At 69.9% G+C, this 25130-nt stretch carries 25 protein-coding genes; 14 read left to right on the forward strand and 11 right to left on the reverse strand.

The window, feature by feature from the left end:
• Nucleotides 1-456 (reverse strand): carboxymuconolactone decarboxylase family protein, encoded by a 456-nt coding sequence (locus tag G406_RS0116525; RefSeq protein ID WP_028934679.1) that lies wholly within the window; start codon nt 454-456, stop codon nt 1-3.
• Between the two features lie 155 nt (nt 457-611).
• Nucleotides 612-1502 carry a LysR family transcriptional regulator gene (locus tag G406_RS0116530; protein WP_028934680.1) on the reverse strand — a complete coding sequence of 297 codons (891 nt, stop codon included), beginning with the start codon at nt 1500-1502 and terminating at the stop codon, nt 612-614.
• 112 nt (nt 1503-1614) lie between these two features.
• Here G406_RS0116530 and G406_RS47430 point away from each other — a divergent pair, with 112 nt between their 5' ends.
• The 5 genes from G406_RS47430 to G406_RS56935 all read left to right on the forward strand — a co-directional run bounded on the left by G406_RS47430 (nt 1615) and on the right by G406_RS56935 (nt 4454).
• Nucleotides 1615-2115 (forward strand): PAS domain-containing protein, encoded by a 501-nt coding sequence (locus tag G406_RS47430; RefSeq protein ID WP_051342206.1) that lies wholly within the window; start codon nt 1615-1617, stop codon nt 2113-2115.
• A gap of 19 nt (nt 2116-2134) precedes the next feature.
• The gene (locus tag G406_RS0116540) at nt 2135-3436 is read left to right on the forward strand and encodes an MFS transporter (protein WP_028934681.1); all 1302 of its coding nucleotides are present in this window, start codon (nt 2135-2137) and stop codon (nt 3434-3436) included.
• The gene (locus tag G406_RS0116545; RefSeq protein WP_028934682.1) at nt 3436-3819 is read left to right on the forward strand and encodes a RidA family protein; all 384 of its coding nucleotides are present in this window, start codon (nt 3436-3438) and stop codon (nt 3817-3819) included. Before G406_RS0116540 ends, G406_RS0116545 begins: the two co-directional genes overlap by 1 nt.
• Nucleotides 3820-3955: 136 nt before the next feature.
• Nucleotides 3956-4204, forward strand: coding sequence for a transposase (locus G406_RS0116550; RefSeq protein ID WP_156934940.1), 249 nt, complete (start codon nt 3956-3958; stop codon nt 4202-4204).
• The gene (locus G406_RS56935; RefSeq protein WP_156934941.1) at nt 4188-4454 is read left to right on the forward strand and encodes a CopG family transcriptional regulator; all 267 of its coding nucleotides are present in this window, start codon (nt 4188-4190) and stop codon (nt 4452-4454) included. The genes G406_RS0116550 and G406_RS56935 overlap by 17 nt, the downstream gene beginning before the upstream one ends.
• 62 nt (nt 4455-4516) lie before the next feature.
• Here G406_RS56935 and G406_RS0116560 read toward each other — a convergent pair whose 3' ends face one another.
• Together G406_RS0116560 and G406_RS0116565 are read right to left on the reverse strand one after the other, a co-directional pair.
• On the reverse strand, nt 4517-6004 hold the full coding sequence (locus G406_RS0116560; protein ID WP_051342207.1) for an NAD-dependent succinate-semialdehyde dehydrogenase: 1488 nt from the start codon (nt 6002-6004) through the stop codon (nt 4517-4519).
• Between the two features lie 75 nt (nt 6005-6079).
• Nucleotides 6080-9073, reverse strand: a complete 2994-nt coding sequence (locus G406_RS0116565) for an FAD-binding and (Fe-S)-binding domain-containing protein (protein WP_028934685.1) — start codon at nt 9071-9073, stop codon at nt 6080-6082.
• Nucleotides 9074-9293: 220 nt separating this feature from the next.
• On the opposite strand from G406_RS0116565, the gene G406_RS0116570 reads away from it, so the two are divergent.
• The 5 genes from G406_RS0116570 to G406_RS0116590 all read left to right on the forward strand — a co-directional run bounded on the left by G406_RS0116570 (nt 9294) and on the right by G406_RS0116590 (nt 14542).
• Nucleotides 9294-9785: a DUF3830 family protein gene (locus tag G406_RS0116570; protein ID WP_028934686.1), complete on the forward strand. Its 492-nt coding sequence runs from the start codon at nt 9294-9296 to the stop codon at nt 9783-9785.
• Nucleotides 9786-9788: 3 nt separating this feature from the next.
• Entirely contained in the window at nt 9789-10556 is a 768-nt protein-coding gene (locus G406_RS0116575; protein ID WP_051342208.1) for a maleate cis-trans isomerase family protein, read from the forward strand.
• A 2-nt stretch (nt 10557-10558) separates the two neighbouring features.
• Entirely contained in the window at nt 10559-11299 is a 741-nt protein-coding gene (locus G406_RS0116580) for a maleate cis-trans isomerase family protein (RefSeq protein ID WP_028934688.1), read from the forward strand.
• A gap of 123 nt (nt 11300-11422) precedes the next feature.
• On the forward strand, nt 11423-12235 hold the full coding sequence (locus tag G406_RS47435) for an alpha/beta fold hydrolase (RefSeq protein WP_051342209.1): 813 nt from the start codon (nt 11423-11425) through the stop codon (nt 12233-12235).
• 195 nt (nt 12236-12430) lie between these two features.
• Nucleotides 12431-14542, forward strand: coding sequence for a right-handed parallel beta-helix repeat-containing protein (locus G406_RS0116590; RefSeq protein WP_028934689.1), 2112 nt, complete (start codon nt 12431-12433; stop codon nt 14540-14542).
• Between the two features lie 41 nt (nt 14543-14583).
• Here the strand turns inward: G406_RS0116590 and G406_RS0116595 are convergent, their stop codons facing one another.
• The 3 genes from G406_RS0116595 to G406_RS47440 form a co-directional block, all read right to left on the reverse strand.
• Nucleotides 14584-15144 carry a TetR/AcrR family transcriptional regulator gene (locus G406_RS0116595; protein ID WP_037076985.1) on the reverse strand — a complete coding sequence of 187 codons (561 nt, stop codon included), beginning with the start codon at nt 15142-15144 and terminating at the stop codon, nt 14584-14586.
• 51 nt (nt 15145-15195) lie between these two features.
• The gene (locus G406_RS0116600; RefSeq protein ID WP_028934691.1) at nt 15196-15801 is read right to left on the reverse strand and encodes a TetR/AcrR family transcriptional regulator; all 606 of its coding nucleotides are present in this window, start codon (nt 15799-15801) and stop codon (nt 15196-15198) included.
• Nucleotides 15802-15888: 87 nt separating this feature from the next.
• On the reverse strand, nt 15889-16377 hold the full coding sequence (locus G406_RS47440) for a tautomerase family protein (RefSeq protein WP_051342210.1): 489 nt from the start codon (nt 16375-16377) through the stop codon (nt 15889-15891).
• Nucleotides 16378-16454: 77 nt separating this feature from the next.
• On the opposite strand from G406_RS47440, the gene G406_RS0116610 reads away from it, so the two are divergent.
• Nucleotides 16455-16940: a winged helix-turn-helix transcriptional regulator gene (locus G406_RS0116610; protein WP_028934692.1), complete on the forward strand. Its 486-nt coding sequence runs from the start codon at nt 16455-16457 to the stop codon at nt 16938-16940.
• A gap of 157 nt (nt 16941-17097) precedes the next feature.
• Here the strand turns inward: G406_RS0116610 and G406_RS0116615 are convergent, their stop codons facing one another.
• From G406_RS0116615 to G406_RS47450, 4 genes are all read right to left on the reverse strand, one after another.
• The gene (locus G406_RS0116615; RefSeq protein WP_028934693.1) at nt 17098-17703 is read right to left on the reverse strand and encodes a TetR/AcrR family transcriptional regulator; all 606 of its coding nucleotides are present in this window, start codon (nt 17701-17703) and stop codon (nt 17098-17100) included.
• A 111-nt stretch (nt 17704-17814) separates the two neighbouring features.
• Nucleotides 17815-18882, reverse strand: coding sequence for a Glu/Leu/Phe/Val family dehydrogenase (locus tag G406_RS47445; protein ID WP_051342211.1), 1068 nt, complete (start codon nt 18880-18882; stop codon nt 17815-17817).
• Nucleotides 18879-20558, reverse strand: a complete 1680-nt coding sequence (locus G406_RS0116625) for an APC family permease (RefSeq protein ID WP_028934694.1) — start codon at nt 20556-20558, stop codon at nt 18879-18881. Before G406_RS0116625 ends, G406_RS47445 begins: the two co-directional genes overlap by 4 nt.
• On the reverse strand, nt 20555-21646 hold the full coding sequence (locus tag G406_RS47450; protein WP_037076987.1) for an aminotransferase class V-fold PLP-dependent enzyme: 1092 nt from the start codon (nt 21644-21646) through the stop codon (nt 20555-20557). The genes G406_RS0116625 and G406_RS47450 overlap by 4 nt, the downstream gene beginning before the upstream one ends.
• 79 nt (nt 21647-21725) lie before the next feature.
• Between G406_RS47450 and G406_RS47455 the strand changes: the two genes are divergently transcribed.
• The 3 genes from G406_RS47455 to G406_RS0116645 form a co-directional block, all read left to right on the forward strand.
• Complete coding sequence (locus G406_RS47455; protein WP_051342212.1) at nt 21726-22619, forward strand: LysR family transcriptional regulator; 894 nt, start codon at nt 21726-21728, stop codon at nt 22617-22619.
• 57 nt (nt 22620-22676) lie between these two features.
• Complete coding sequence (locus tag G406_RS0116640) at nt 22677-22895, forward strand: hypothetical protein (protein WP_028934695.1); 219 nt, start codon at nt 22677-22679, stop codon at nt 22893-22895.
• Between the two features lie 624 nt (nt 22896-23519).
• Nucleotides 23520-25130, forward strand: a 1611-nt coding sequence (locus tag G406_RS0116645; protein ID WP_211241174.1) for a hypothetical protein, incomplete at its 3' end; no start/stop codon positions are given.

Raw genomic sequence — 25130 nt, forward strand, 5'->3', positions numbered from 1 at the left:
TCAGCCCCAGGCTCCGGCGATCTGCCTGGTGGTGGCGTTGAGCCGGTTGAACAGGTTCGTGACCGCGATCATCAGCACGATCGCGGCGAGCTGCTCCTCGGTGAAATGGCGGGCCGCCTCGTCCCAGACCTCGTCCGGGACCGGGTCGGAGCGGTCCGACAGCCGGGTGGCCGACTCGGCGAGCGCCAGCGCGGCCCGCTCGGCGTCGGTGAAGTACGGCGACTCGCGCCACGCGGCGACGGCGCGCAGACGTTCGTCGGTCTCGCCTGCCTTCTTGGCGCTGCGCGCGCCGGCGTCCACGCAGGAGCTGCAGCTGTTGATCTGACTGGCCCGCAGGTGCACCAGCTCCAGGGTCAGCGGGTCCACGCTCGACTTCTGGATGACCTTGTTCAGAGTCAGGATGGGCTGCATGGCCTCGGGCAGTACGACGGCGGGGTTCTTCATCCGGGCTTCCACGGTTCTCTCCGTTCAGTAGGCGTCACTGCCCTGACCCGCCCCGCCCACCCGATGTGACCGCCTGTGCCCTGGATCACTCCCGAGGCCCGCACAGATCGTGTGCACGCCGCACAGAGGCCGGAGCCTCTGTGCGGCGCATGAAAGGTCTGTGCGAGCTACTCGGTGGGGGGTGTCAGGTGGCGGGCGAGGGCGGCGGCGGGAGCCGAGAGGTCCGGCCAGGAGCGGCAGCAGAGGAGCAGGGTTCGCTGGGCCCAGAGGTTGGTCAGGTCCACCGTTCTGAGGTCGTGTTCCGAACGCCACCGTGTTATCGCCAGCGCGGGTACGACCGCTATTCCGACGCCTGCCGATACCGCGGCGCAGATCGACTCGGTGTTCGGCAGACGGGCGCGATAACGGGGACGCAGGCCCAGCGGCTGAGCCCTGCCACTCAGGTGGTCCTGCAGCGGATTTCCCTCGACGAATCCCACGAACGGATATTTGAGCACCTCACTGAACGACGTGCGGTCGCGAGCGGTCAGCTCGTGATCCGGCGGTGCGATGACCACCAGTGGATCGGGGCGGAGGAACGCGCATTCCAGGCCACGCAGATCCGCGGTATCGGCCACCACACCCAGCTCGGCGCGCCCTTCGTTGACCGCCGCGACGATCTCGTGGCTCTGCCGCGCCACGATCTCCACGTCGATGTCCGGATGAGCCTTCATGAAGTCCACGAGAACCCCGGGAAGCAGCGTCTCGGTCGCGGACGTGTTCGCCAGCAACACGAGTGATGCGCGAATTCCGTCGGAATAGTGCGCGAGCTCGGTACGCATTCGGGACATCTGCTCGACGACGATCCGAGCATGGTTCGCCAGCAGCCAGCCCGCCGGGGTCGGGACGACTCCCCGGCGATGTCTGGTCACCAGTTCGGCGCCCAGTGCATGTTCCATCGCCTTGACCCTCGCGCTCGCCGAGGCCAGCGACAGGTGCGTTCGCTCGGCGCCCTGAGTGATGCTGCCGGTGTCGATGACGTGCAGATACAGCTGCAGATCGGTCAGGTCGTAGGGCATGGGCTCGAACCTAGAACGACTCGGTCGATCGCTCAAGCCTTCGGCTGAGACGAAGGCTATCTGCCGATATCCCGCATTGTGAACCGATTGGGCGCCGGTCACGCTGGGCCGCATGACTCAGGCGATTCTTCCCGAAGTGACCGACGCACGAATCCTCGACGGCTGGCAGCTGAGCGGCTGGGCGGATCGGCTGCTCGAACAGGCCGGTGTCGGCGTCACGATCGTCGACCGCACCGGCAGGGTCCTGTACTACAACAAATGGGCGGACGAGCACCTCGACCGCAAGCCCGAGTACATCGGCAACGACGTCCGTGACCGGCACCGGCAGCCGATCACCAATCCGCGTTTCGACGCGATGATCGCGCTGTTCGAGGAAGGCCGGGTCGAACCGGTCCGCTATGTGGCGAGGCCGTACGGGAAAACCATCATTCTCGTGACGGTCTCCCCGATCTGGGTGGACGGCGAACTCGTCGGATTCTCCCAGATCGTGCTGCTGAAGAACGAGGTGCAGGAACTGTGCGAACGATTCGACGCGTCCGGCCGGGAGTCGTTCGAGCGGGAGATGCTGCCCAACGGTGCCACCGGTTATTTGACGTACAAGAAGAACACCTGACCCGACGGAGGTCCGTACAATGCCGTTCGACCACCGATCTCTCAAGATAGCCGCCATTTCCTGGGCGGGCGCCAGTATCGAATGGTACGACTTCTTCATCTACGGGACGGCGTCCGCGCTGGTCTTCCCGGCGTTGTTCTTCCCGACGTCCACGGCGCTGGTGAGCAGTGCGTTGGCGTTCGCCACGTTCGGTGTCGCCTTCCTGGCCCGGCCCCTGGGCGGCGCGGTGTTCGGCCACGTCGGCGACCGCTACGGGCGCAAACGGGCGCTGGTCGCGTCGCTGCTGATCATGGGGGTGTCCACCACCGCGATCGGGGTGCTGCCCTCGTTCGCCCAGATCGGGCTGTGGGCACCGATCATCCTGGTGGTGCTGCGGTTCGTGCAGGGCGTGACCGTCGGTGGGCAGCAGGGCGGCATGATGCTGCTCGCCACCGAGAACGTCCCGCCAGGTCGGAGAGGGTTCTACGGCAGCTTCGCCTCGGCGGGCGCGCCCGGCGGTGTGGTGCTGGCGAACCTTGCCTTCCTCGCCGTGACGTTCTCGATGTCCGGCACGTCGTTCAGCACGTGGGGCTGGCGACTGCCGTTCCTGGCCAGCCTCCCGCTGATCGGGCTCGCGGTGTTCATCCAGCTGCGGATCGACGAGACCGACGAGTTCCGCCAGGCCGCGGCGAGCGCCGGTGCGCCGAAGCGACGGTCACCGCTCATCGAGGTGCTGCGTGATCAGCCGCGCCAGGTGCTGCTCACCGCGGGCTCGTACCTGGCGGTGAACCTCAACTACTACCTGTTCATCACGTTCGTCGTCGCCTACGCGACGAACCCGCACTTCCTGGGTGTCTCGCAGAGCACCGCGCTGCTGGCCGTCCTCCTGGCCTCGACGGTCGAGCTGGCGCTGATCCCGGTCTTCGGTCTGCTGTCCGACCGGATCGGGCACCGCCGGGTGTTCGTCGGTGGCGCGGTCCTGCTGGGGGTCTGGTCGTTCGCGTTCTGGCCGCTGGTCAACTCCCGTTCCCCCGAGCTGTTCCTGGTGGCGCTCGTCGTCGGGCTCGGGGTGGCGCACAGCGTCATCTACGCGCCGCAGCCCGCGCTGTTCACCGAGGCGTTCAGCACCCGGGTCCGCTACAGCGGGCTGTCGCTGGGCGTCCAGCTCGGGTCTTTGCTCGGTGGTGCGTTCGCGCCGTTCATCGCGACGACGCTGCTGGCCGAGTTCGGCTCGACGCTACCCATCTCGATCTACACGGCGGCCGCGTGCCTGGTCACCGTGTTCTGCGGCCTCACGATCGGCCGCCGTACCGCTCGCCATCCCCTACCGGAAAGAGTCTGATGTCCCCGCTGAAGCATGTGACCGCCGACAACGCTCCCGCGCCGAAGGCCGCGTACTCGCAGGCCGTCCACAACGGATCCGTGCTCTACACCGCCGGTTTCGGCCCGCACGACCCGAGCGACGGGTCGATCACCGGGACCACGATCGCGGAACAGACCGACCTGGTGCTGCGCAACGTCCGCGCCACACTCATCGCGGCCGGCGCCGACCTGACCGACGTCATGAAGGTGACCGTGCACCTGAGCGACCTGGCCGATTTCGCCGACTTCGAGGCGGTCTACCGCCGCTTCTTCACCGCCCCCTACCCAGCCCGAACCACGGTCGCCTCAACCCTGCCAGGAATCCTGGTGGAAATAGACGTGGTCGCGGCTCTCCCTTCGTGACCCGCCACCATGAACACGGCCTTGCACCCTCCACCACCACTGTAAGACACTGACTTACAATAGGTCGGTGAGATTGTGGTGGACGGACGACGACGCCGACTACATTCGCAGCAGATCAGCTCGCTACCGCGGGGCCGTGGACCTCGCACCGGAATGGGCCCAGGAGGTGATGGTCGATGAGCATCTGGTGGAGCTGTCTCCATATCCAGCTTCCCGGGTCGGCGCCTCTGGGTTCATCGGCTACTCCGGTTCGGCCGGCAGGGTCCTTGTCGTGATCGCCTACCGGGACCTGGAAGGCGAGCTGCACGGCATGAACGCCTGGCCAGCGAGCGGACGAGATCTTGCTCTCTACAAGAAGGCGGTGGCCGATGACGAAGAAGCTTGATGAACAAACCGAGCGCGCCGTACGTGCTGATGCCCGAGGGTTGGAGGCCACCGCTGACACCGCTGATCCATACCCGGAGGGCACGACGATCAGCCGCCCGAATCGGCCCAGTCGAATGTTCAACCTGCGTCTGACCGATGAACAGTTCCGCGAGCTGCACGCCCTGGCTCACGAGCGGCACCTTCCCATGTCAACGCTGGCACGCTCGTGGCTCCTCGAACGCCTCGACCACGAACGGCGCGCGAGCTGACATCGGCGCCGCCCTGGGTCGTCGTGAACACCCAGGGCGGCTACCCCTTCGGATAGGCGGCCTCAGCCCTCCCGAGGGGGGCGGACCGGGAGGACGACCAGTTTGTGTTCCAGGAACTCGTCGATGCCCACCCGGCCGCCTTCGCGGCCGAGGCCGGACTGCTTGATGCCGCCGAACGGGGTCGCCGGGTTGGACACGACGCCGGCGTTGAGCCCGACCATGCCGACCTCGAGAGCTTCGCTGACCGCCATGGCCCGGTCGATGTCCTGGGTGAACACGTAGCCGACCAGGCCCCACTCGGTGTCGTTCGCGGCGGCGATGACGTCGTCGGAGTCGGTGAACGTCTGGATCGCGGCGACCGGGCCGAAGATCTCGGTGCGGGTCAGCGCGCTGTCCGGGTGGACGTTCGTCAGCACCGTCGGGTTGTAGAAGTAGCCGGGGCCCTCCGGTGCGTCGCCGCCGACCAGCACCTTGGCGCCGCGCACCACCGCGTCGGACACCAGGTTCGCCACCTTCTCCCGGCTCGGGCCGTCGATCAGCGGCCCGACCTGCGCACCCTCGGCGGTCCCGGGGGCGACGACCATCGAGCCGAGGCGCTGCGCGAGACGGCCGGCGAACCGCTCGGCGACCGACTCGTGCACGAAGAACCGGTTGGCGGCGGTGCACGCCTCGCCCATGTTGCGCATCTTCGCCTGGACGGCAGAGTCGACCGCGACGTCCAGGTCGGCGTCGGCGAACACGATGAACGGGGCGTTGCCGCCGAGTTCCATCGAGGTCCGCACCACCGCCGGGGCGGCCTGTTCCAGCAGGATCCGGCCGACGGCGGTGGACCCGGTGAACGACAGTTTCCGCACGTCACCGCCACGCAGCAGCGGTTCGACGACTTCCTGCGCTCGGCTCGTGGTGACGACGTTCAGCACACCGTCGGGCAGCCCGACCTCGGTGAAGATCTGGGCGAGCGCGAGGCTCGCCAGGGGCGTCTGCGGCGCGGGCTTGAGGACGACGGTGCACCCGGCGGCGAGCGCGGGCCCGATCTTGCGGGTACCCATGGCCAGCGGGAAGTTCCACGGAGTGATCAACAGGCAGGGCCCGACCGGCTGACGGACGACCATCGCGCGGTTCGCGCCGTCCGGGGTGCGGGTGAAGTCGCCGCCGCCGATGCGCACGGCCTCCTCGGCGAACCAGCGCAGGAACTCCGCGGCGTAGGCGACCTCGCCCTTCGCCTCGGCGAGCGGCTTGCCCATCTCGGCGGTCATGATCGCGGCGAGCCGGTCGGTGTCGGCGATGACCCGCTCGTAGGCGCGGCGCAGGATGTCGCTGCGCGCCCGCGCGGGTGTCGCCGCCCAGGACCGCTGCGCGGCCACCGCCGCATCGAGGGCCGCGCGCCCGTCGGCGGCGGTGGCGTCGGCGACCTCGCGGATCACCTCACCGGTGGCCGGGTTCTCGACGGGCATGGTCGCGCCGTCCCCCGAATCGACCCACCGCCCCCCGATCAGCAGCAGGGGCGTCACGTCGGCCGCAACGTCCACACGGTCATCAAGAACGGTCATAGCGTGGGCTCCCTGTAGTCCTTTGTCGGCGAGTCGGGCTTCTCAGCAGGCGCCCGACTCGCGGGGTGGTGGTGATCACTCCTGGCTCCCTGGGTTGTCCAGGAGTTGGGCCAGGTGTTGTGCGGGGTTGTCGGTCAGGTGGGCGATCTGGGTCTGGCAGCTGAAGCCGTCCGCCAGGACGGCTGTGCGGGCCGGTTCGCCTGCCAGGACCTTGGTCAGCGACAGCTCCGCCACGGCCATCGAGGTGTCGTAGTGCTGCTCCTCGAAGCCGAAGTTGCCCGCCAGGCCGCAGCAGCCGACGGCTTCGTCGACCGTCGTCACGCCCAGACGTTGCAGCACCCGGCGCTGGGTGGCGGCGCCGAACACCGCGTACTCGTGGCAGTGCGTCTGCAGCGCCAGCTCGGCCGGGAGCGCCGGGGGCCGCCAGCCCTGGTCGAGGCGTTCGGAGATCATCTCGGCGAACGTCCGGACCCGGGCCGCGACCCGACGGGCCTGCTCCCCCGCCACCAGCTCGGGAAGGTCGGTCCGTAGTGCGGCGGCGCAGCTCGGTTCGAGGACGACGATCGGGCCGTCGCCGGTGCGGTCCAGGATGCGGGCGGTGCGGGTCAGCACCTTCTTCGCCACCGACAGCTGACCGGTGCTGATCCAGGTCAGCCCACAGCAGGCGCCCTGGATCGGCGCGGTCTCGGTGCCGGCCCGCCGCAGCACCCTGGCCGCGGCGCCGAGCAGCTCGGGGCGGAACGCGCGGGTGAACGTGTCGGTGAACAGCACCGCATCCGCCGGGCCTCCGGCGGCGGGCAGGCCACGCCGGGCGCGGCGGCGACCGGCGAACCGGGGCAGGTCACGGTGCGGGGTGACCCCGCCCGCCGCGGTCATCAGGCGACGCAGCCGGGGCCTGCGCAGCACGGCGTTCGCCAGCCACGGCACCCAGCCGGCCAGTGCGGCGGCCAGCGGCAGCCAGCCGAGGCTGTAGTGCGACCGTGGGCGCAGCCTGCCCTTGTAGTGCTGGTGCAGGAACTCCGCCTTGTAGCTCGCCATGTCGACGCCGACCGGGCAGTCGCTGGAGCAGGCGCGGCAGGACAGGCACAGGTCCAGTGCCTCGGCGACGTCCGGGGACTTCCAGCCCCCGGTGTCGAGATCGCCGCGCAGCATCTCCTGCAGCGCGCGGGCGCGGCCCCGGGTCGAGTCCTGTTCGCGGTGCGTCGCGCGGAAGCTCGGGCACATGACGCCGCCGACGTCGCTGCGGCACCGGCCGATGCCGACGCACCGCGCGGCCGCTTCGCCGAAGCCGCCGGGGTCGTGGGCGTAGCGCAGCGCGGTCGGCATCGGCAGTGGCGTGCCGCCGCGCAACGGCGCGAGGTCCGCATCCAGCGGGCGCGGTTCGATGATGATGCCGGGGTTGAGCAGGTCGTCCGGGTCGAACGCCGCCTTGAGCGCGGCGAACGCGGCGATCACCCGGGGGCTGTACATGATCTCCAGCAGCTCACCTCGGGCGCGGCCGTCGCCGTGCTCGCCGGACAGCGTGCCGCCGTGCTTGACGACGAGCCGCGCGGCGTCGGTGACGAACGCGCGCATGTCCTCGACGCCGGCCTCGGTCGCCAGGTCGAAGTCGATGCGCACGTGCACGCAGCCCGCGCCGAAGTGCCCGTACAGCACACCCCTGCGCCCGTGTTCGGCGAGCAGCTCGCGGAAGTCGTACAGGTAGTCCGGCAGGGTCAGCGGGTCGACTGCGGCGTCCTCCCAGCCTGCCCAGGTCTGCGCGCCGGTAGTGCGGTGGCCATGAGCGTTCGCCGGATGATCGGCGTTCCAGATTTCCGCTGGGCGTGCCGGCGAACGGCCCTCGTACCGGGCGTACTTGGGTCGTTCGCCGGTGCGTCCAGCGGGAAGCTGGGACGTCGAGGGCCGGTGCAGGTTTGTGGGCACCGCACTCAATGGCCGGGTCGCCAGACCGGCGCCGTCCTCGCGCACCCGCCACAGCGAGGCACGCTCGGCGGGGTCGGCGACGACCCGGCCCTCGCGGAGCCGACCGAGGCCCCGCACCCGGCCGAGCAGCTCTTCGGCGCGCGCGGCCACCGACTCGGGGTCGTCGCCGTCGAGGTCGACGAACAGCCAGGCCTTGCCGCCGGGCAGCCCGCGCACCGAGTCAGGGCCGCGTCGGCCGCGCATGGTGTCGACGATCGAGTCGTCCATGCCTTCGACGGCGGCCGGGGAGAACTCCAGTACCTCCGGCACGTCGCGCGCCGCGTCGACGACGTCGTCATAGCCCAGCGCGACGAGCAGCGCGGCGGGAGGGACCGGCTGCAGCGCGATCGTGGCAGCGACCACCACGGCGCAGGTCCCCTCCGTCCCGACGAGGCATTTCGCCAGGTCGACGCCGTTCTCCGGCAGCAGGTGGTGCAGCTGGTACCCCGACACCTGGCGTGGGATGCGCCCCAGCTCGGTGCGGATGTCCGCGAGGTAGCTGTGCACGACCTCGCGCAGTGCCGCGTCCACCTGTTCGACCCGCCGCTCGTCGGCCGGGTGCATCGGGCGCAGCCCGCCGGGTCCCGCGATGGCCTGGGTTCCATCGGCGAGGACGAGCTCCAGCTCGATGACGTGGGCGGCGGTGCGGCCGTAGCGCACCGAGTGGTTGCCGCAGGCGTCGTTGCCGATCATGCCGCCGATCGTGGCGCGGCTGTGCGACGACGGGTCCGGCCCGAACATCAGACCGTGCGCGGCGACGGCCCGCTGCAGGTCGTCCAGGACGATGCCCGGCTGCACCCGCGCCGTGCGCGCGGCGACGTTCAGGTCCAGGACCGAGGCCATGTCGCGGGAGAAGTCGAGCACGACGCCGGGGCCGACGGCGTTGCCCGCCATGCTGGTACCGCCGCCGCGGCAGGTGATCGGGATGCTCGCGGCGGCACAGGCGCGCACCAGCTCGACGACGTCGGACGGCCCGCGTGGGAAGGCGACGGCGACCGGCGCGACCCGGTAGTTCGACGCGTCGTAGGCGTAGCTCCCGCGCACCCCCACCGAGACCTCGACCGGCACCCCAGGCACGGCGCTCGCCAGCACCTCCCCGACGTTCACGCCCCGTCCCCCGCCGCGCGCCGCGCTGTCACGAATGTGGCTTTAGGGACGTTGAACGTCCCCAAAGCCACATTCGTGCCGGTGGAGGCGGGGTGGCGGGGTGGCGGTGAGGGCAACTTAGGGAGACCTTTGATCGGTGAGGCAGGGGGCCGTTGACACGCTAAGAAGTCTTCGTAAGATTGTCAACAATCTGCAATTTCATCGTTTGAGAGGACCCTGCGTGGCGCGCCTGCTTCGAATCACCCTGGCAAAACGAGGAGTCTCCTGCGTCGCCGAGCTGCTGGAGAAACAGGCGCCACGGACCTGCGAGGCGGTGTGGAACGCACTACCGCTCGGCGGGGACATCCAGCACGCCAAGTACGCCCGCAACGAGGTGTACGCGATGCTCGGCCAGTTCGCGGACCCGATCGGCCAGGAGAACCCGACGGTCACCCCGATCCCCGGTGACGTCGTGCTGTTCGAGTTCCCCGGCGGCATGCTCGACGAGGACTTCAAGCGCGACAAGGGCGTCGAGGCCCTGCCGATGGTCATCGATCTGGCGATCTTCTACGGCCGCAACAACCTGCTGCTCAACGCCGACGTCGGTTGGGTGCCCGGCAACGTGTACGCGACGATCGTCGAAGGCCTCGACGAGATGGCCGCCGCGTGCCACGACGTCTGGCGATCCGGCAGCGTCGGCGAGAGCCTGGTCTACGAGCGGCACGAGGGCTAACACGTGCCGATCGAGGTTTCCCCGCACACCGAGGAATCGGGGCAGCGGGGCATCGGCGTGGTCGCACCGTTCGACTTCGCGCTGGACCGGGAGCTGTGGCGGTGGGTGCCCGACGACATCTCGCTGTACCTGACCCGGATGCCGTTCCTCACCACGCAGGTCACCGTCGAGATGGCGGTGGCGGTCGGTGACCACGGTGTGGTGCGCCGCGCGACCAAGGACGTGCTCACGCCCGAGCCGGACGTGGTCACCTACGCCTGCGCGTCCGGCAGCTTCATCAACGGCAGGCTCGGTGAACGGGACCTGACCAGGACGATCCTCGACGCGGGGGCGCCGGCGGCACGCACGACCGCCGGGTCGCTCGTCGAGGCGCTCACCGCGCTGGGGTCGCGCAAGCTGGCGATCGCCACCCCGTACATCGAGGAGATCACCGTCCGGCTGGACCGGTTCCTACTGGAGAACGGCATCCGCACGGTGGCCAGCGGCGGAATGGGCCTGCTCAGCCACATCTGGCGGGTGCCGTACTCGAAGGTCGTCGAGATCGTCTCCTCGGTGGACACCCCGGAGGCGGACGCGCTGTTCATCAGCTGCACCAACCTGCCCACCTACGACGTCATCGGTCCGCTGGAGCAGGCGCTCGGCAAGCCGGTGATCACCGCGAACCAGGTCACCATGTGGTCCGCGTTGCGCGCCATGGGCCGGTCGGCGGTCGGCGCCGGTCAGAGCCTGCTGCACGTCCCCGCACTCACCCCAGCCCCGGAGGTCGGCTAAGCATGCACACGGTCGGTTTTCTCTACCCCGGCTACAGCGCCGAGGACGACTACCCGCTCGCGCAGAAGCTGCTGGACAACGCGGGCCCGTACGCGCCGACGCTGCTGCTGACGCACACCGAGATGCGGGAGGACGCCCACCGGGTGGACGCGCTGCTCGACATCGGCGGCGACGACGTCCTGGCGGCCGGCGTGCGCGATCTGGAGAACCGTGCCGTGTGCGACTCGGTCATCTGGGCGTGCACGTCCGGGAGTTTCGTCTTCGGCTGGGACGGGGCGAAGGCGCAGGTCAAGGCGCTCGGCGCGGCGGCCGGTGTGCCGACGTCGAGCACGTCGTTCGCGTTCGCCGACGCGCTGGTGCGGATGAAGATCCGCCGGGTGGCGATCGCCGCGACCTACCCGGAGGACGTGGCGCGCCGCTTCGTGGCGTTCCTCGCGACCGCCGGGGTCAGCGTCGTGCGACTGTCCACACTGGACATCATCACCGCAGCGGAGGTGGGCACGCTCGGCCGCGACCGACTGCTGGAGGTGGCCAGGGCGGGCGACCACCCCGAAGCCCAGGCCCTGCTGCTGCCGGACACCGCCCTGCACACGATGGGTTCACTGGACGACCTGGAGCGCACGCTGGACAAGCCGGTCCTGACGGCGAACCAGGTCAGCATCTGGCAGGGCCTGCGCCTGGCAGGCGACAAAACCCCCCGCAGCGGCCTAGGCACCCTCTTCAGGTCACCCCCCGCCGACTAACCCACCCACCCACACGGCACGAATGTGGCTTTAGGGACGTTCAACGTCCCTAAAGCCACATTCGTGCCAGCGGGGAAGACTGGTCCGCACGTGTGGGCAAACGGGTGTTGGTATGTTGCGCGCGTGCGGATCACCACTGCGGCGGTACGGAACGACGGTGCTGACATCGTGTACGACCGCCAGGGGGACGGGCCGGCCCTGCTCATGATCGCGGGCGGGGGTGGTGACGCCATCCGCCACGCGGCCGTCGCCTCGTTGCTGGCCGATGAGTACACCGTCGTCAGCTACGACCGCCGATGCAATTCCCGCAGCTCCGGCGACCCGACGGTCGACCTGGACATGGCGCAGCAGGCCGACGACGCGGCGGCCGTGATCCGCGCATCGGGTGCGCGGGAAGCCTATGTCTTCGGCAACAGCGGCGGAGCGTCCATCGCGTTCGAGCTCGCGGTCCGCCATCCGGAGCTGATCGCCGGGCTGGTCCTGCACGAAGGCCCCACCGTGTCGCTGCTGCCGGACGCACGGACCTGGCTCACGTTCGCCGACGCCGTGTTCGGGGCCTACACGGCACGGGGCGCCGCGGCCGCGATGAACCTGTTCGCCACCGAGTTCGTCGGCTTCACCTATCAGGCGACCGAGTCCGGCCTACCACCCAACACGGACTTCTTCTTCGCGCACGAGTACCTGCCGATCACCACCTACGTCCCTGACCTGGCCACCCTTGCGCAAAGCAAGATTCCGACGGTGACCGCGGTGGGCCGGGGCAGCAGGGACGCCTACTACGCACGTACCGCACGGATTCAGGCGCGGCTCCTCGGCTGCCCGTGTATCGAGTTCCCCGGCGACCACCTGGGGTTCATTTATGCCGCCGAGGACTTCACCGACTCCCTGCGTGAGGTTCTGCGCGGCTTCCGCGAACAGACACCGTCGGCGGCATGACCCGACACGCACGACGGCCCGAGGTTTGCCTACGGCTGTGGTCATCACTACGGTCAACTGGAACCTCGTGCGCCACAGGCGTCGCCCACATGTGAGGGACCACGACCCACAAACGGACCCACAGGAATGCGCATCCAGGTAGATGACCTCACCACTCGCGGGCCCGAACGCCACGGCTGACCGGACCGGTCCGGTATGACGCGCGCACCGGAACACGGCCGGGTCGGCTGCGCATTCGCCGCCCTCGGAATCCTGGCCAGCCTCGCGCTGGGCGTCGCGACCCTCTCGGTGGGACTGCCGCCCGACGACTCGGACAGCCCCGCTCCCCCACCGGCCGCCGGACAGCCGGACCACGAGCCCGCGCCGAACAGTGGGAAACCGAACGGGCCGCAGTTCGACCCGATCCAGGCGAACCTGGTCACCACCGAGGAGCAGCGACTGTTCGGCGCGGTCGAGGCGATGCTCCCCGGCACACCCGCGCGCGACGTCCCCGCTCCCGGTGGCGGACCGGCCACGCTCGCGCTGCCCGCGCGCCCCGCGCCCTACGACCTGGCGGCGCTGACCGGCGCCGGCGCCGTCCAGCAGCAAGCCGACGGCGGGTTCCTGCTGGTGCACAACGTGCTCGTCGGACCGGGCGCACAGCTGAACCTGAGCATCCCGGGCGGCACCCTCCGACTGTCCAGCTCGGCCGGGGGCATCACCTCGATCATCACGTTCAAGGGTTCGATGCTCATCGGTGGCGGCCCGAACGCGCCGCTGACCATCACCAGCTGGGACCCGGCGACCAACACCCCCGACACCGATCCCAGCAACGGGCGCGCCTACATCCGCGACGTCGGCGGCCGTATGGACCTGCACGACCTCAGCACCACCGGCCTCGGCTTCTGGAGCGGCCGGACCGGCGGCGTCGCCTGGACCGGCAGCACCTCCGAGCCCGCCACCGGCAGCGCACGAGGCGTCACCTTCACCGGCAACCACTACGGCATGTTCTCCAGCCGCACGAAAGGCCTGCTGATCAACGGCGCCACGGTGCGCAACTCGGTGATGGACGGCATCGCCGTGCACACCAACTCCGAGGGCACCGAGCTGTGGCGGGTCACCAGCACCGGCAACTCCACCAACGGCATCGCCATCGCCCAGGGCGCACACAACGTCTCGCTGCGTGAGGTCACCGCCGCGTCCAACGCGCGCAGCGGCATCTACATCAACGGCGCCCCGCTGGCCAAGGGCCCCAACGTGGGCGGCTCGGCCACCACCGCGGCCAGCGGCTTCACCATCGACGCCAGCACCGCGCGCGGCAACGCCGAGCACGGGATCCTGGTCAACAACGCCTACAACGCGCAGCTGAGCGACAACACGGTCGCCGCCAACCGGGACGGCATCGTGGTGCGCGGCGACACCCAGGGCGTCGTGCTGCGCGGCAACCACGTCAGCTCACCCGGCGGGTACGCGGTCGCCATCCGCAACGGCTCCCGGGGCGCGCTGGTCGACCGCAACTCGCTCAGCGACGCGCTGACCGCGGTGCAGGTCAACAACGCGAACGCGCAGATCAGCGGCAACGAGATCGACGGCATGACGGTGCACGCGGTGTCGATCATCGGCAACAGCAGCGGGTCCTCGGTCACCGACAACCGGGTCGCCGGACGCGGTCCCAGCTCGATCGACCTGAGCCGGGTCGGGTTCGCCGACACCGTGGACGTGTCCGGCAACGACGAGAAGAACTGGACCGTCGACCGCGACGACGCGCAGTACATCAGCAACTTCGTGCGCAAACATCCGCTGACGCTGCTGTGGTTCCTCACCCTGCTACTGCCGACCGCCGCCCGCGCGTACTTCAAGCGCAAGCACAAGCTGCGCAAGCTCGGCGCCCATCCGTATCCGGAAACCCAGGCGGCCATGGCGGCCGCGGCCGCCGCCGCGCGCCCACCGTCGGCGCAGCCAACCGGCACCGCACCGGGCCGTCCGCCGGCGGCGCCTCGCGCTCAGACCGGTCGCCCCGGGCCGATGCAGCCGGGTCACCCTCAGCCCGGTCGTCCGCACCCGGGTCAGGGCCGGCCGCAGTCCGGGCGGCCTCCGGTCCGGCAGCAACCACCCGGTCGGCCGCTGCCGCCCGGCGCTCGCCCCTACCCTCCGCCGCCCGGCCATCCGGTACAGCCGGGCCGGCAGGTGCCTCAGCCCCCGAGGCCCGAGCAGCCCGCCGCTCGGCCGCCACACCAGGCAAGCTCCCCCGGTCAGCCGGGCGCCGTCGAGCCCAGCGCGCCGCGCCGCCCCGGCGACGACAAGATCCCGGGCCGCAGCCGCACCTAGAACCCGTGAGTGGCGAGTGGTCCCCTAGGACCACTCGCCACTCACGGGTTCTCGACGAGGTAGCGCTGCAGGGTGGCACCGATCCAGAGCGCCACCTCGTCGATCGTCATGTCGACGACCGGCGGCAGATGCAGGATGTAGCGGCACACCGCCAGGCCAAGGACCTGTGAGGCGATGAGCCCGGACCGCACCGCGGCCTGGCCGGGCTCCGGGCAGACCGTGGCGACCACCGGAATCAGCTGGTTGAGGAAGATGGTGCGCAGCGTGGCCGCCGCGCTGGTGTTGGTGGCGCCCGCGCGCAGCATGGCCACCATGGTCTCGTCGCCCTCCCACCGCGCCAGCATGTGGCGCACCAGCAGCTCGCCGACCCGGTGACGCGGCTGCTCGCTCAGGTCGGGCAGTCGCAGGTCGAGCCGCGCGGCCTCGGCGAACAGGCGCTCCTTGCTCACGTAGTAGCGCATGACCATGGCCGGGTCGATGTGCGCGTCGGCGGCGATGGCCCGGATCGTGGCGCGTTCGTAGCCGTCGGCGGCGAATCGTTCCCTGGCGGCGGTGAGGATCGCCGCCCTCGTCTCATCGGAGCGGCGAGCTCTACCTGACATCACGCCAACAAGTGTAGGCCTACTAGCGTTGACACGATGCGGTGACAGCGGCTACGAGGAGGTAGCGAGGCTCTCGTCGAGGTTGCCGGTCAAGTAGTGCTGCAGGACCGGGGTGAGCATCGCGACCAGCTCGGGCCCAGACAACGCGACCAGCGGCGGCAGCTCGAGGACGTAACGACACAACGCGACGCCGAGGACCTGGGTCGCGACCATCGCCGCGCGGCGCGTGGTGTCCGGACCGTTGCCCAACGCGTCACCGATCACCCGCAGCACCTGCGCCTGGAAGATCGTGCGCATCTGCTCGGCCGCGATCGGGTTCGTGCTCGCCGAGCGCAGCAGCAACAGGATGACCTCATCCGACTGCGTGTCGGACCGCCACCCTTCCCACCGCGCGATGAAGTGCTGCGCGAGCTTCGCGCCGAGCTCGTCGAGCGAGGAGTCGGTCGCCGCGTCGGACAGCCTGAGATCGAGATCGATCGCGGCGCTGAACAGGCCGGCCTTGCTGCCGTAGTAGCGCATCACCATGGACGCATCGATGCCCGCTTCCGTGGCCACCGCGCGGATCGTGGTCGCCTCGTAGCCCTTCGAGGCGAGCAGCCGCCGGGCCGCCTCCAGGATCGCGGTCCGCGTCGCCTCAGAACGCTGGGTGAATGCCATACGAAACAGTGTAGGTCAACAAATGTTGGCCAGGTGTTATTTCAGGCCGGCCTGTCACTGATTGTGACCTCAGCTACCGCCGAAACCTCAGGAAATCGGTTGCCGAAGTCGCGCCGTCCGACGCTCGACGTCGGCATCGTCGGCGCCGGCGAACTCCAGGATGTCGCCGAGCCGGAAGATCCGCCCGGCACCGCCCCAGTTGCCGTCGGTGATCTCGTTGACGATCACCCACACGCGCCAGGCGTCCCGGGACCCGGGAGCCCCGCCACGGAACCCGCGTTCCGCCGCCAGCACGTCCTCGGTCGCCTCCGCGACCAGCCCGCGCTTCGCCTCGTCGTCGACCGTTCCCTGCGGCACACCGACCACGACGCGGTAGCGCGGCTGAGCCGGCGCCGCGCCGCCGACCGTCACCAGGTCCGCCTCGTGCAGGAAGGTCCAGGCGATCGACCGGGCGGCCTCGTTGCCCGGCGCCGCACCCTCCCACTTGAGCAGGGTGCGGGTCAGGGCGGCCATCAGCTCGGCCTTCCCCAGTTCGGACAGTGCGCCGCGCGGCATCGTCAGATCGATCATCGGCATGAGGAGACCTCCCAGTCAGTTCACTACAGCAACTGACGGTAGAGCAGTGAGTTCACTAGAGCAACTATCATCGGGACATGCGACGCACCCGGTTCAGCGAATGGCCGTGCTCGATCGCCAGGACCGTCGACCTGACGGGCGACTGGTGGACCCCGCTGGTCATGCGTCAGGCCTTCTACGGCGCGCGCCGGTTCGAGCAGTTCCAGCACCAGCTCGGACTGAGCCGCAACGTGCTCACCCAGCGCCTCGACGCACTGGTCGAGGCCGACATGCTGGACCGGGTGCCCTACCAGGACCGGCCCACGCGCTACGAGTACGTGCCGACCGAGAAGGGCCGCGACTTCTTCACCGTGCTCGCGGCCATGATCCGCTGGGGCGACCGCTGGCTCGCCGACCCCGAGGGCCCGCCCATCGAGCTGCACGACCGCCGTACCGGCGACCGGGTCCAGCCCGCCGTGGTCGACGCCGCCACCGGCGAGCCACTGGACATCCGCAACATCCGAGCCACCCCCGGCCCGTCCCTGCCCGACCACCTCGCCGCACACCTGCGCGCCCTCGACTGACACCTACCCATGATCACCACCGCGTGAGGGCTGTTTCCCGCCCGAAAAACAGCACTGAGGCGGTGATGATCACGAGCGCTCGATCCGAACCCGGACAGCCAGCCGCTGGATTCGAGTGACCCGATCCGTGATGTCGGTTCCGACGACGTCGGCCGCGCTACGTCTTGGCGTCGAGGGTCGAGGGTAGGGGTAGGGAGGTCAGGTTGCCGGTGAGGTAGTGCTGCAGGACCGGGGCGAGCAGCGCCGCCAGCTCCTCCCCCTCCAGCGCCGCGACCGGCGGGATCTCCAGCACGTAACGGCACAGCGCGACCCCGGCGGCCTGCGCGGCGACCAGACCGGCGCGGCGGGCGGTGTCGGGTGTGTCGCCGATGACCGCGCGGATCAGGCCGAGCACCTGGCTCTCGAACATCTCCCGGTAGCGCTGCGCGGCGAGCCGGCTGTTCGACGCGGAGCGCAGCAGCATCAGGATCAGGCCGTCGGCCAGCTGACCTTCCCACCGGCTGATCATGTGCTCGGCCAGGGTCCGGCCGAGGCGCTCCGGGCGGCACTGCGCCGGGTCGGGCAGGTGCAGGTCGACGTCGAGCGCCGCGGCGAGCAGGTCCTCCTTGCTGCCGTAGTAGCGCATCACCATGGACGGGTCGACGCTCGCCTCGGCGGCCACCGCGCGGATCGTCGTACCGGCGAAACCCTTCCGCGCGAGCAGGTCCCGGACGGCGTCCAGGATCGCGGTGCGCGCCGCTTCGGATCGAGAGGTGAACGCCATTCAGCAGAGACTAGACAACATCGTTGGCCCACAACCGTATGACTTTGTTATGGGGACGCGTTTGGGCTGGTGGCGAGGGCTATGCTGGAGTCCGGTCACCGGCCGGCGGCTTCATTGGCGCCTATCCAGGCTGTATGTCGGTACAGGTCGGTCCGGTGACCACCATCCGTTCCCCGCCACGCGGCGGGCCGCGAGCCGGGCGTGTGCCAGTTCCGTCGCCGCCTCGACCGTGGTGACCCGGCCGTCGCTCGCCATGGCGAGGACGTCGGCCACCACGTTCCCCACTTTCCTGACCCGCTCGGTCGCGCGGTCGTCGTCGTGGCCGAGCAGCTGTTCCTCCAGGTAGATCAGGCCGCCGGCGTTGGCGATGAAGTCCGGGACGTATCGGATGTCCCCCAGCTCCCGCGCCAGCGAGGGCTGGGCGAGCACGTTGTTCGCGCCACCCGCGATCACCCGGCAGGCCAGGTCCGGCAGCGTTCGCCGGGTCACCACCTCCCCCAGCGCGCATGGCGCAAGCACGTCGCACGGTGTACCCAGGATCTCCTCGACCGGGACCTGCCGCGCGCCGTGGCGCCGGGCCACCCCGCGGGCGCGGTCGGCGACCACGTCGGCAACGATCACCTCGGCGGACTCCGCGCGCAGCAGCCCGACCAGCCGGGACCCCACGTTGCCGACCCCCTGCACCGCAACCGTCACCCCGGCCAGGTCGGTGACCTCGAGCGCCGCGCGGATAGCGCACAGGACACCGAGCGCGGTGTACGGCGACGGGTCACCCCGGTCGCACACCGGTGCCGCGACCAGCCCGATCGTCTCCATGTCGGCCTGGGTGGTCCCGACGTCGTTGACCGGGATGAACCGGCCGCCGAGGGAGGCGATGAACCGGCCGTGCGCGCGCAGCAGCTCCTCGGTCTTGTCCAGGCCGGGGTCGCCGATGATGAGGCTGGCGCTGCCGCCGAGGTTCAGCCCGGCCGCCGCCGCCTTGACCGTCATGGCCCTGGACAGCCGCAACCCGTCGGCGATCGCCTCGGCCTCGCTCGGATACGGCCACATCCGCACCCCGCCGAGCGACGGGCCGAGCGTCGTGTCGTGGATGACGATGAGCGACCGCAGGCCGGTCGTAGGGTCGCTGCCGAACACCACCTGTTCCACACCGTGTTCCTCGATGCCGTCGAAGATCATCGGTTCACCTCCGTCGTCGTGATGGCGGGTTCGTCCTCTCCGACGAACCCGGAGTCGACCAGGCGCGCGACCTTGTCGTCGGACAGCCGCACGCGCATGGCCCACGCGTAGATCACCGCCGACCACAGTGCGACGACGGCGAACCCCCAGCCGAGCCCGATCGCGCCGGTGTTGCCGGCGCCGTCGGCCGGGTCGGGGAACTCGCCGAGGTAGCTGATCAGCGCCAGCCCGCCGAGCCAGGGGAAGAACCAGGAGGCCGCGCGCAGCTCCAGCGGCGGGCCGCCGGGCAGGAACGGCCGGGTCGCGGCGAAGATCAGGTAGCCGAGGAGCACCGCGACGAACAGCTTCCAGTCGGTGTGCCAGCCGGTCCAGAAGACGATCAGGTTCGACGAGTAGAACGCCAGGAACGGCACGGTGTCACGGCCGGGCAGGCGGAACACTCGCGGATGATCGGGCAGCGACCGGCGCAGCGCCCCGACCGCGAGCGCCCCGGACCCCAGCGACAGCACGGTCGCGGCGGTCACGAAACCGACCAGCGACTGCCATCCGGGAAACGGCAGGAAGAAGATCACCCCGGCGACGAAGGCCAGCAGCAGGCTCACCCACGGTGTGCCGCGCCGGTCGAGCGTGGCCAGGCTCGGTGGGGCGTTGCGGTTGCGGCCCATCGCGTAGGTGACCCGGGACGTGCTGGTCAGGTAGATCAGTCCGCTGTCCGCGGGTGACACGACCGCGTCGAGGTAGAGCGTCGCGGCCAGCCAGTGCAGACCGAGGATCGTCGCCAGCGCGGCGAGCGGGCCGAACGCCGTCGCCTGCCCGGACGTGAGGGCGATGTGCGACCAGCCGCCGGCCAGCGCCTCCGGCGGCAGGGCGGCGGTGAATGCGACCTGCAACAGGATGTACAGCGCGCCGGTCACCAGCACCGAGCCGATGACCGCGACCGGGATGTTGCGGCGTGGCCGGTCGGTCTCGCCCGCGAGCTCGATGCCCTGCCGGAACCCCAGGTAGGAGAACACCACGCCGGACGTGGCGATCGAGGTCAGCACGCCCTCGACGCCGAACGGCGCGAACCCGCCCTCACCGCCGGCTGCCGCGTCCGGCAGGTCGAAGTTGCCCGCGTGGAACGCGGTCGCCAGGAACGCCACGATCACCACGACGATCACGCCGAGCTTCCACCACACCAGCACGTTGTTGGCGCGGGCGAACCACTTGACGCCGTACAGGTTCAGCGCGGTCAGCACGGCGAGCAGTGCGACCGCGACGGCGAACCCGAACGGCCAGGTCAGTACCGGCACGCCGTCGACCTCATGCATCAGCGAGTCGAACCGGGCGGCGCTGTACTGCAGGGCCGCCTCGACCTCGATGGCCGACGCGGACGCGCAGGTGATCCACAGGATCCAGCCGAAGCCGTAGCTGGTGAACGAGCCGAACGCGTAGTGCGGGAACCGGGCCGTACCACCGGACACCGGGAACATCGTGCCCAGCTCGGCATAGACGAACGCGATCGCCATGATCATCACGCCGCCGATGACCCAGGACAGGACGGCGGCGGGACCCGCGGTGTTCGCGGCGCTCTGGGCGCCGAACAGCCAGCCGGAGCCGATGATGGCGCCCACTGAGGTGAACAGCAGCCCGACGAGTCGGACGTCCTTGCGTAAGCCGCGCTCGGTTGCGCTCATCTGGATGCCCTCACCGTTGAGAAGATCGTGGTCAGCGCCTCGGCGAGGCGCTGGATGTCGTCGAGACGGACGTACGGGGCGATTGAGATCCGCACCATCGGCTGCGTGTTCCAGGCGCGGACCGGGGCGTCGATCGCGAACTCGGAACGCAGCAGCCTCGTGACAGCGGCCGGGTCGCAGGCGGGGAGCAGGAAGTAGGCCATCTGGATCGGCTGCTCGTCGGCGAACGGGGCGAACCCGGCGTCGGCCATCAGCGTCCTGGCGCCGCGCAGCAGGTCCCGGCACTCCGCCTGGCGGCCGTGGGCGGTCACGAAGTCGATCGCGGCCGGCACCGACAGGTAGGCCGACGGGTCGCGGGCGCTGCGCCAGTCCTGGCTCGGCTCATAGGCCGTCTCGCCCCACCCCCACCCGGCGGCGAGCGGGTCGAGCAGCGGCCGCACCTCGCGGCGGGTGTGGAGGAACGCGGCGGCCTTCGGCGCGCACAGCCACTTGTGGCAGTTGCCCACGTACACGTCGGCGCCGAGGGCGTCGAGGTCGAGGTCGAGCTGGCCGGGGCCGTGCGCCCCGTCGACCACCGACAGCACACCCGCGTCCCTGGCCAGCGCGCAGAGCCGTTCGACCGGGAGCAGCAGCGCGGTCGGTGAGGAGATGTGGCTGACCACGAGTGCCCTGGTCCGGGCCGTGGCGCCGGCCCAGATCTCCTCGGCCGTCGTGCCCCGTGCGACCACGACCCGGGCGCCGGTCCTGCCCGCGACGAAGCTCAACGCGTTACGGATGGCGCCGTACTCGTGCTCGGTGGTGAGCAGCTCGTCGCCGGGGCCGATCCGCAGCGAGCGGAGCACGGTGTTGAGCGCGACCGTCGCGTTGAGCACCAGCGCGATGCCTTCGGGCTGGGCACCCAGATAGGCGGCGAGCGCCCGGCGCACGACGGCGAGCTCGTCGTCGAGGCGGTCGAACATCCCGCTGGGCGACCGTTCGAGCTCGCGCTGCCAGCGCTGGTAGACGTCGAAGACCGGCCGGGGGCAAGCCCCGAACGCGCCATGGTTGAGGTGCGTCAGGTCCGGGTCGAGCAGGAACAGGTCGGTCACCCAGCGACCGTAGGAAGACCAGCTCCTATGTGTCTAATGCATAGGACTGAGCCTGGCGATCAGCTAATCTGATGTCTTCATGGAAGTAGACCACGTTGCGACGTTCCTGGCGATCGTGCGGCACGGCGGGTTCACCCGGGCGTCCGAGGTCCTGCACGTCTCACAGCCGGCGATCAGCAGACGGATCCGGCTGCTGGAGACCGAGCTGGGCGCGCCGTTGTTCGAGCGTGGCGCCCGCGGCGTCCTGCTGACCGAGGCCGGGCGTTCGTTCCTGCCCTACGCCGAGACCCTCGCCACGGTCGTCCAGGACGGGCTCGCCTCGGTGTCGGAGGTGCACGGCGGACGGTCCGGGGAGGTCACGCTGGCGTTCATCGGGACGCTCGCCGGGACCGACCTCACCGACCGGCTGCGCGAGTTCCGGGACGCCAGCCCCGAGGTGCGGTTCCGCATCCGGACGGCGCCGAGTGACGTCGTGAGCGATCTGGTCCGGCGCGGCGAGGCGACCCTCGGGCTGCGCTACGCCGAGGACACCCACCCCGATCTGGTCTCGACGACGATCGGCCACGAGGAGCTGCTGCCGGTCGCACCCGCCGGGCACCCGCTCCTGTCCGAACGCGACCTCGCTCCGGAGCGACTGGCGCGGTATCCCTGGATCACGTTCCCGGCGCGCCCTGGCGAACCCCGTCAGCCCTACGCCGACGCGTTGGAGACCCTCCTGGGCCGCGACGCGCTGGAGGTCGCGGAGATCGTTCCGATCGACAGCCTGACCGCTCAGGTACGGATGGTCGAGGCCGGTTTCGGTCTGGCGGTACTGCCTCGCAGCGGGGTCGGGACGGAGCTGAGCACCGGTCGGTTGCGGGTGCTGGATGTACCCCGGGCACGGTTCGCGATCCCGGTGGTTCTGGTCCAGCGCAGGGCCGGCTTCCTCAGCGGCGCGGCCCAGGCACTGCGCACCCTCCTGCTCTCCTCGTGACCGGCCTCGGTGGCCATCAGTGATCCAGTTGGCCGCTCGTGGCCATGCTCGCCGGGGATGAACCTGGGTGAACGTAACGGCCAACTTCACGCACGGCCACGCGCGGACATGATCGAGTCGGCCACGCGTTCGATGGCCACCGGCACCCCCGAGGCCACGGCCACCGCGCTGCCGAACGGCCATCAAGACGATCACCGAGCGGCCATCAACGCGGCCGATACCGCCCTGACCGGTCCGGCCCGGGTCGCGGCCACGCGCGCGATCTCCGACCCTTAGCCGACGCAAACGCGATTCGAGGGAAATCAGTATCCCTATTTCCAGGGTTCCCGGTCGCGCGGCGAGGTCAGCAAGACACCACCAACGTTCATTTAATTGTGGCTGCAATTTCCGGTGGACGTCGAGGCGATTTGGTGCGGCTCCGCCAGGTCCCTCGACCAGAGATGCCAGTGAGCACCGGGGGGGTCTACGCCTCGACGTGTAGCGGCCGATCCAGATCGGTTGGCGACACCCCGAGGGGACGCCATCGGACACCTCGAGCGGACCTCTCCGACCCACCCTGAGCCCCGGAGCGGCCGGCCGTACCCGCTCACCCATCCGAGCGATTATGCAAAGAGAGCACTGATTCGACTGGACTCGACGCTCCCGAACCTCTAGTTTGATCGAAGCAACACGTGGAGTACTTACGTCTTGCTCTTACCCACCGGCCCTCCGGGGCCCGTGCCGCACCGCGTGGAATCTGGCGCCGGCGGTATCGATGGGTCGCCCGCGTGACGTGAACCGTGGGTCGCCTGGTTGAACCGTGCGCTCTCTGCCGCACACCATCGCACTAACTCAGATGCAGCACCTCGCGGCCTTCCTGGCCTGGGGTTCTCTCACCTTCTCCTGTCTGGAGCACTTCTGATGGCTACCCGTGGATCGGCTGACGTGATGGGGCGCTCGTGCGCCTCGTCGCGCCTGCCGCTTCGTCGGGTGCTGTTGTGGGGGGCGCTCCGGGTTCTGCTCAACTGCGGCGCGATCGTCGGTGGCGCCGCCCTGCTGTGGCTCGCCGCCGGGATGTTCTCCGGCGCCTCCGCTCCGATGCCGATCAGTGTGAACGCCGGACAGGTGTTGCGCGTCGCCGAGAACGCCCCGATGAAGGGCGGCTCCGGCGGCAAGGGCGGCGGCGGCAAGGGCGGCAACTCCAGCAGCGGCCATTCCAGCAGCGGCTCGGGCGGCGGGAAGTCCGGTGGGAAATCGGGTGGAAAGTCGAGCAGCTCCGGAAGCTCGAAGAAATCCACCTCCAGCGGACATTCCAGCAATTCCGGCGGTAGCCAGCCGAAATCGCACACCCGGTCGGCTTCTTCTTCCTCCGGCAACTCCGGAAAGCCGGCCAAGCGGAGCAGCTCCGCCTCTCAGCAGGAGTCCCGGCCAACGGCCACCCGCACGTCGGGCGGCCGCTCCGGTGACCGCTCCACGACTACCCAGCTGACCGCGGCCAGGAGCCACGGCCAGAAGCGGGTGGCCACGGCCGGTGACTCCGCCGACCGGCGAGTGAACGCGGCCAAGAAGAAGATCGATGACCGCGTGGCCACCGCCAGGAAGACGGTCCGTGACCAGATGGCCACGGTCCACCAGGCGTCGAAGCGCGTCCGCTCCGACGCCGAGGGCGCCGCCAAGGACATCCGGTCCAAGGCCGAGAAGTCGGCCAAGGACTCGGTCCGTCAGGCACTCGCCGGGCTCGGTCAGCACCGCACATCCTCGGGCCAGTCGGCGAGCACAGCGCGCAAGAACATCAGCGCCGCGATCGACACCGACGTGAAGAACGCGCTCGCCGGGAAGAAGCCTGCCAAGGGGCGCTCCGCGACCGAGACCGCGGTCCGTCAGGCCGTGACCGACGCTCTCGCCAAGACCTCCGGGAAGAAGCAGGTCGCCTCTGCGATCGCTGACTCGGTGGGCAAGACCCTCCCCCAGAACTCCGCCGACCGGGATGCTCTGAGCACGAGCATCCGGGCATCGGTCAAGGACTCGCTCTCCGCCGCGCAGCCCGCCAAGATCGGCGCCGGCGTCGAGAAGACGGTCCGCCAGGCGCTCGCCGCCGCCAAGAAGAACGGCACGTCCGCGAAGGCGACCCCGGGGCAGCTCACCGATCTGGTCACCAAGGCCACCGGCGGACAGCTGTCCACCGCGCTCGCCGGGCTCGGTGACGACGCTCGGGCGAGCGTCAGCAAGGCCATCAAGACCGACGTGAAGAACGCGCTCGCCGGGAAGGCCCCCGCCAAGGGTGGCTCCGCGACCGAAGCAGCGATCCGTCAGGCACTCGGCTCGACGGGCAAGGGTGACCTCGCCGACCTGGTCTCGCGGGCCACCACAGACCCGGCCGGGCTCACCAAGAACCTCGCCGGCAAGAACGGCGAGCTGGCGAAGCTCATCACCCAGGCTTCCCAGAACCCCAAGCTGGCCAAGCAACTCGCCACCGCCAAGGGCGGCGACCTCGCCAAGCTCATCAGCCAGGCCACGAACAGCGCCACCCAG

It is taken from the genome of Actinospineispora spinosispora DSM 44797, from assembly GCF_000429025.1.
Taxonomy (GTDB): domain Bacteria; phylum Actinomycetota; class Actinomycetes; order Mycobacteriales; family Pseudonocardiaceae; genus Pseudonocardia; species Pseudonocardia spinosispora.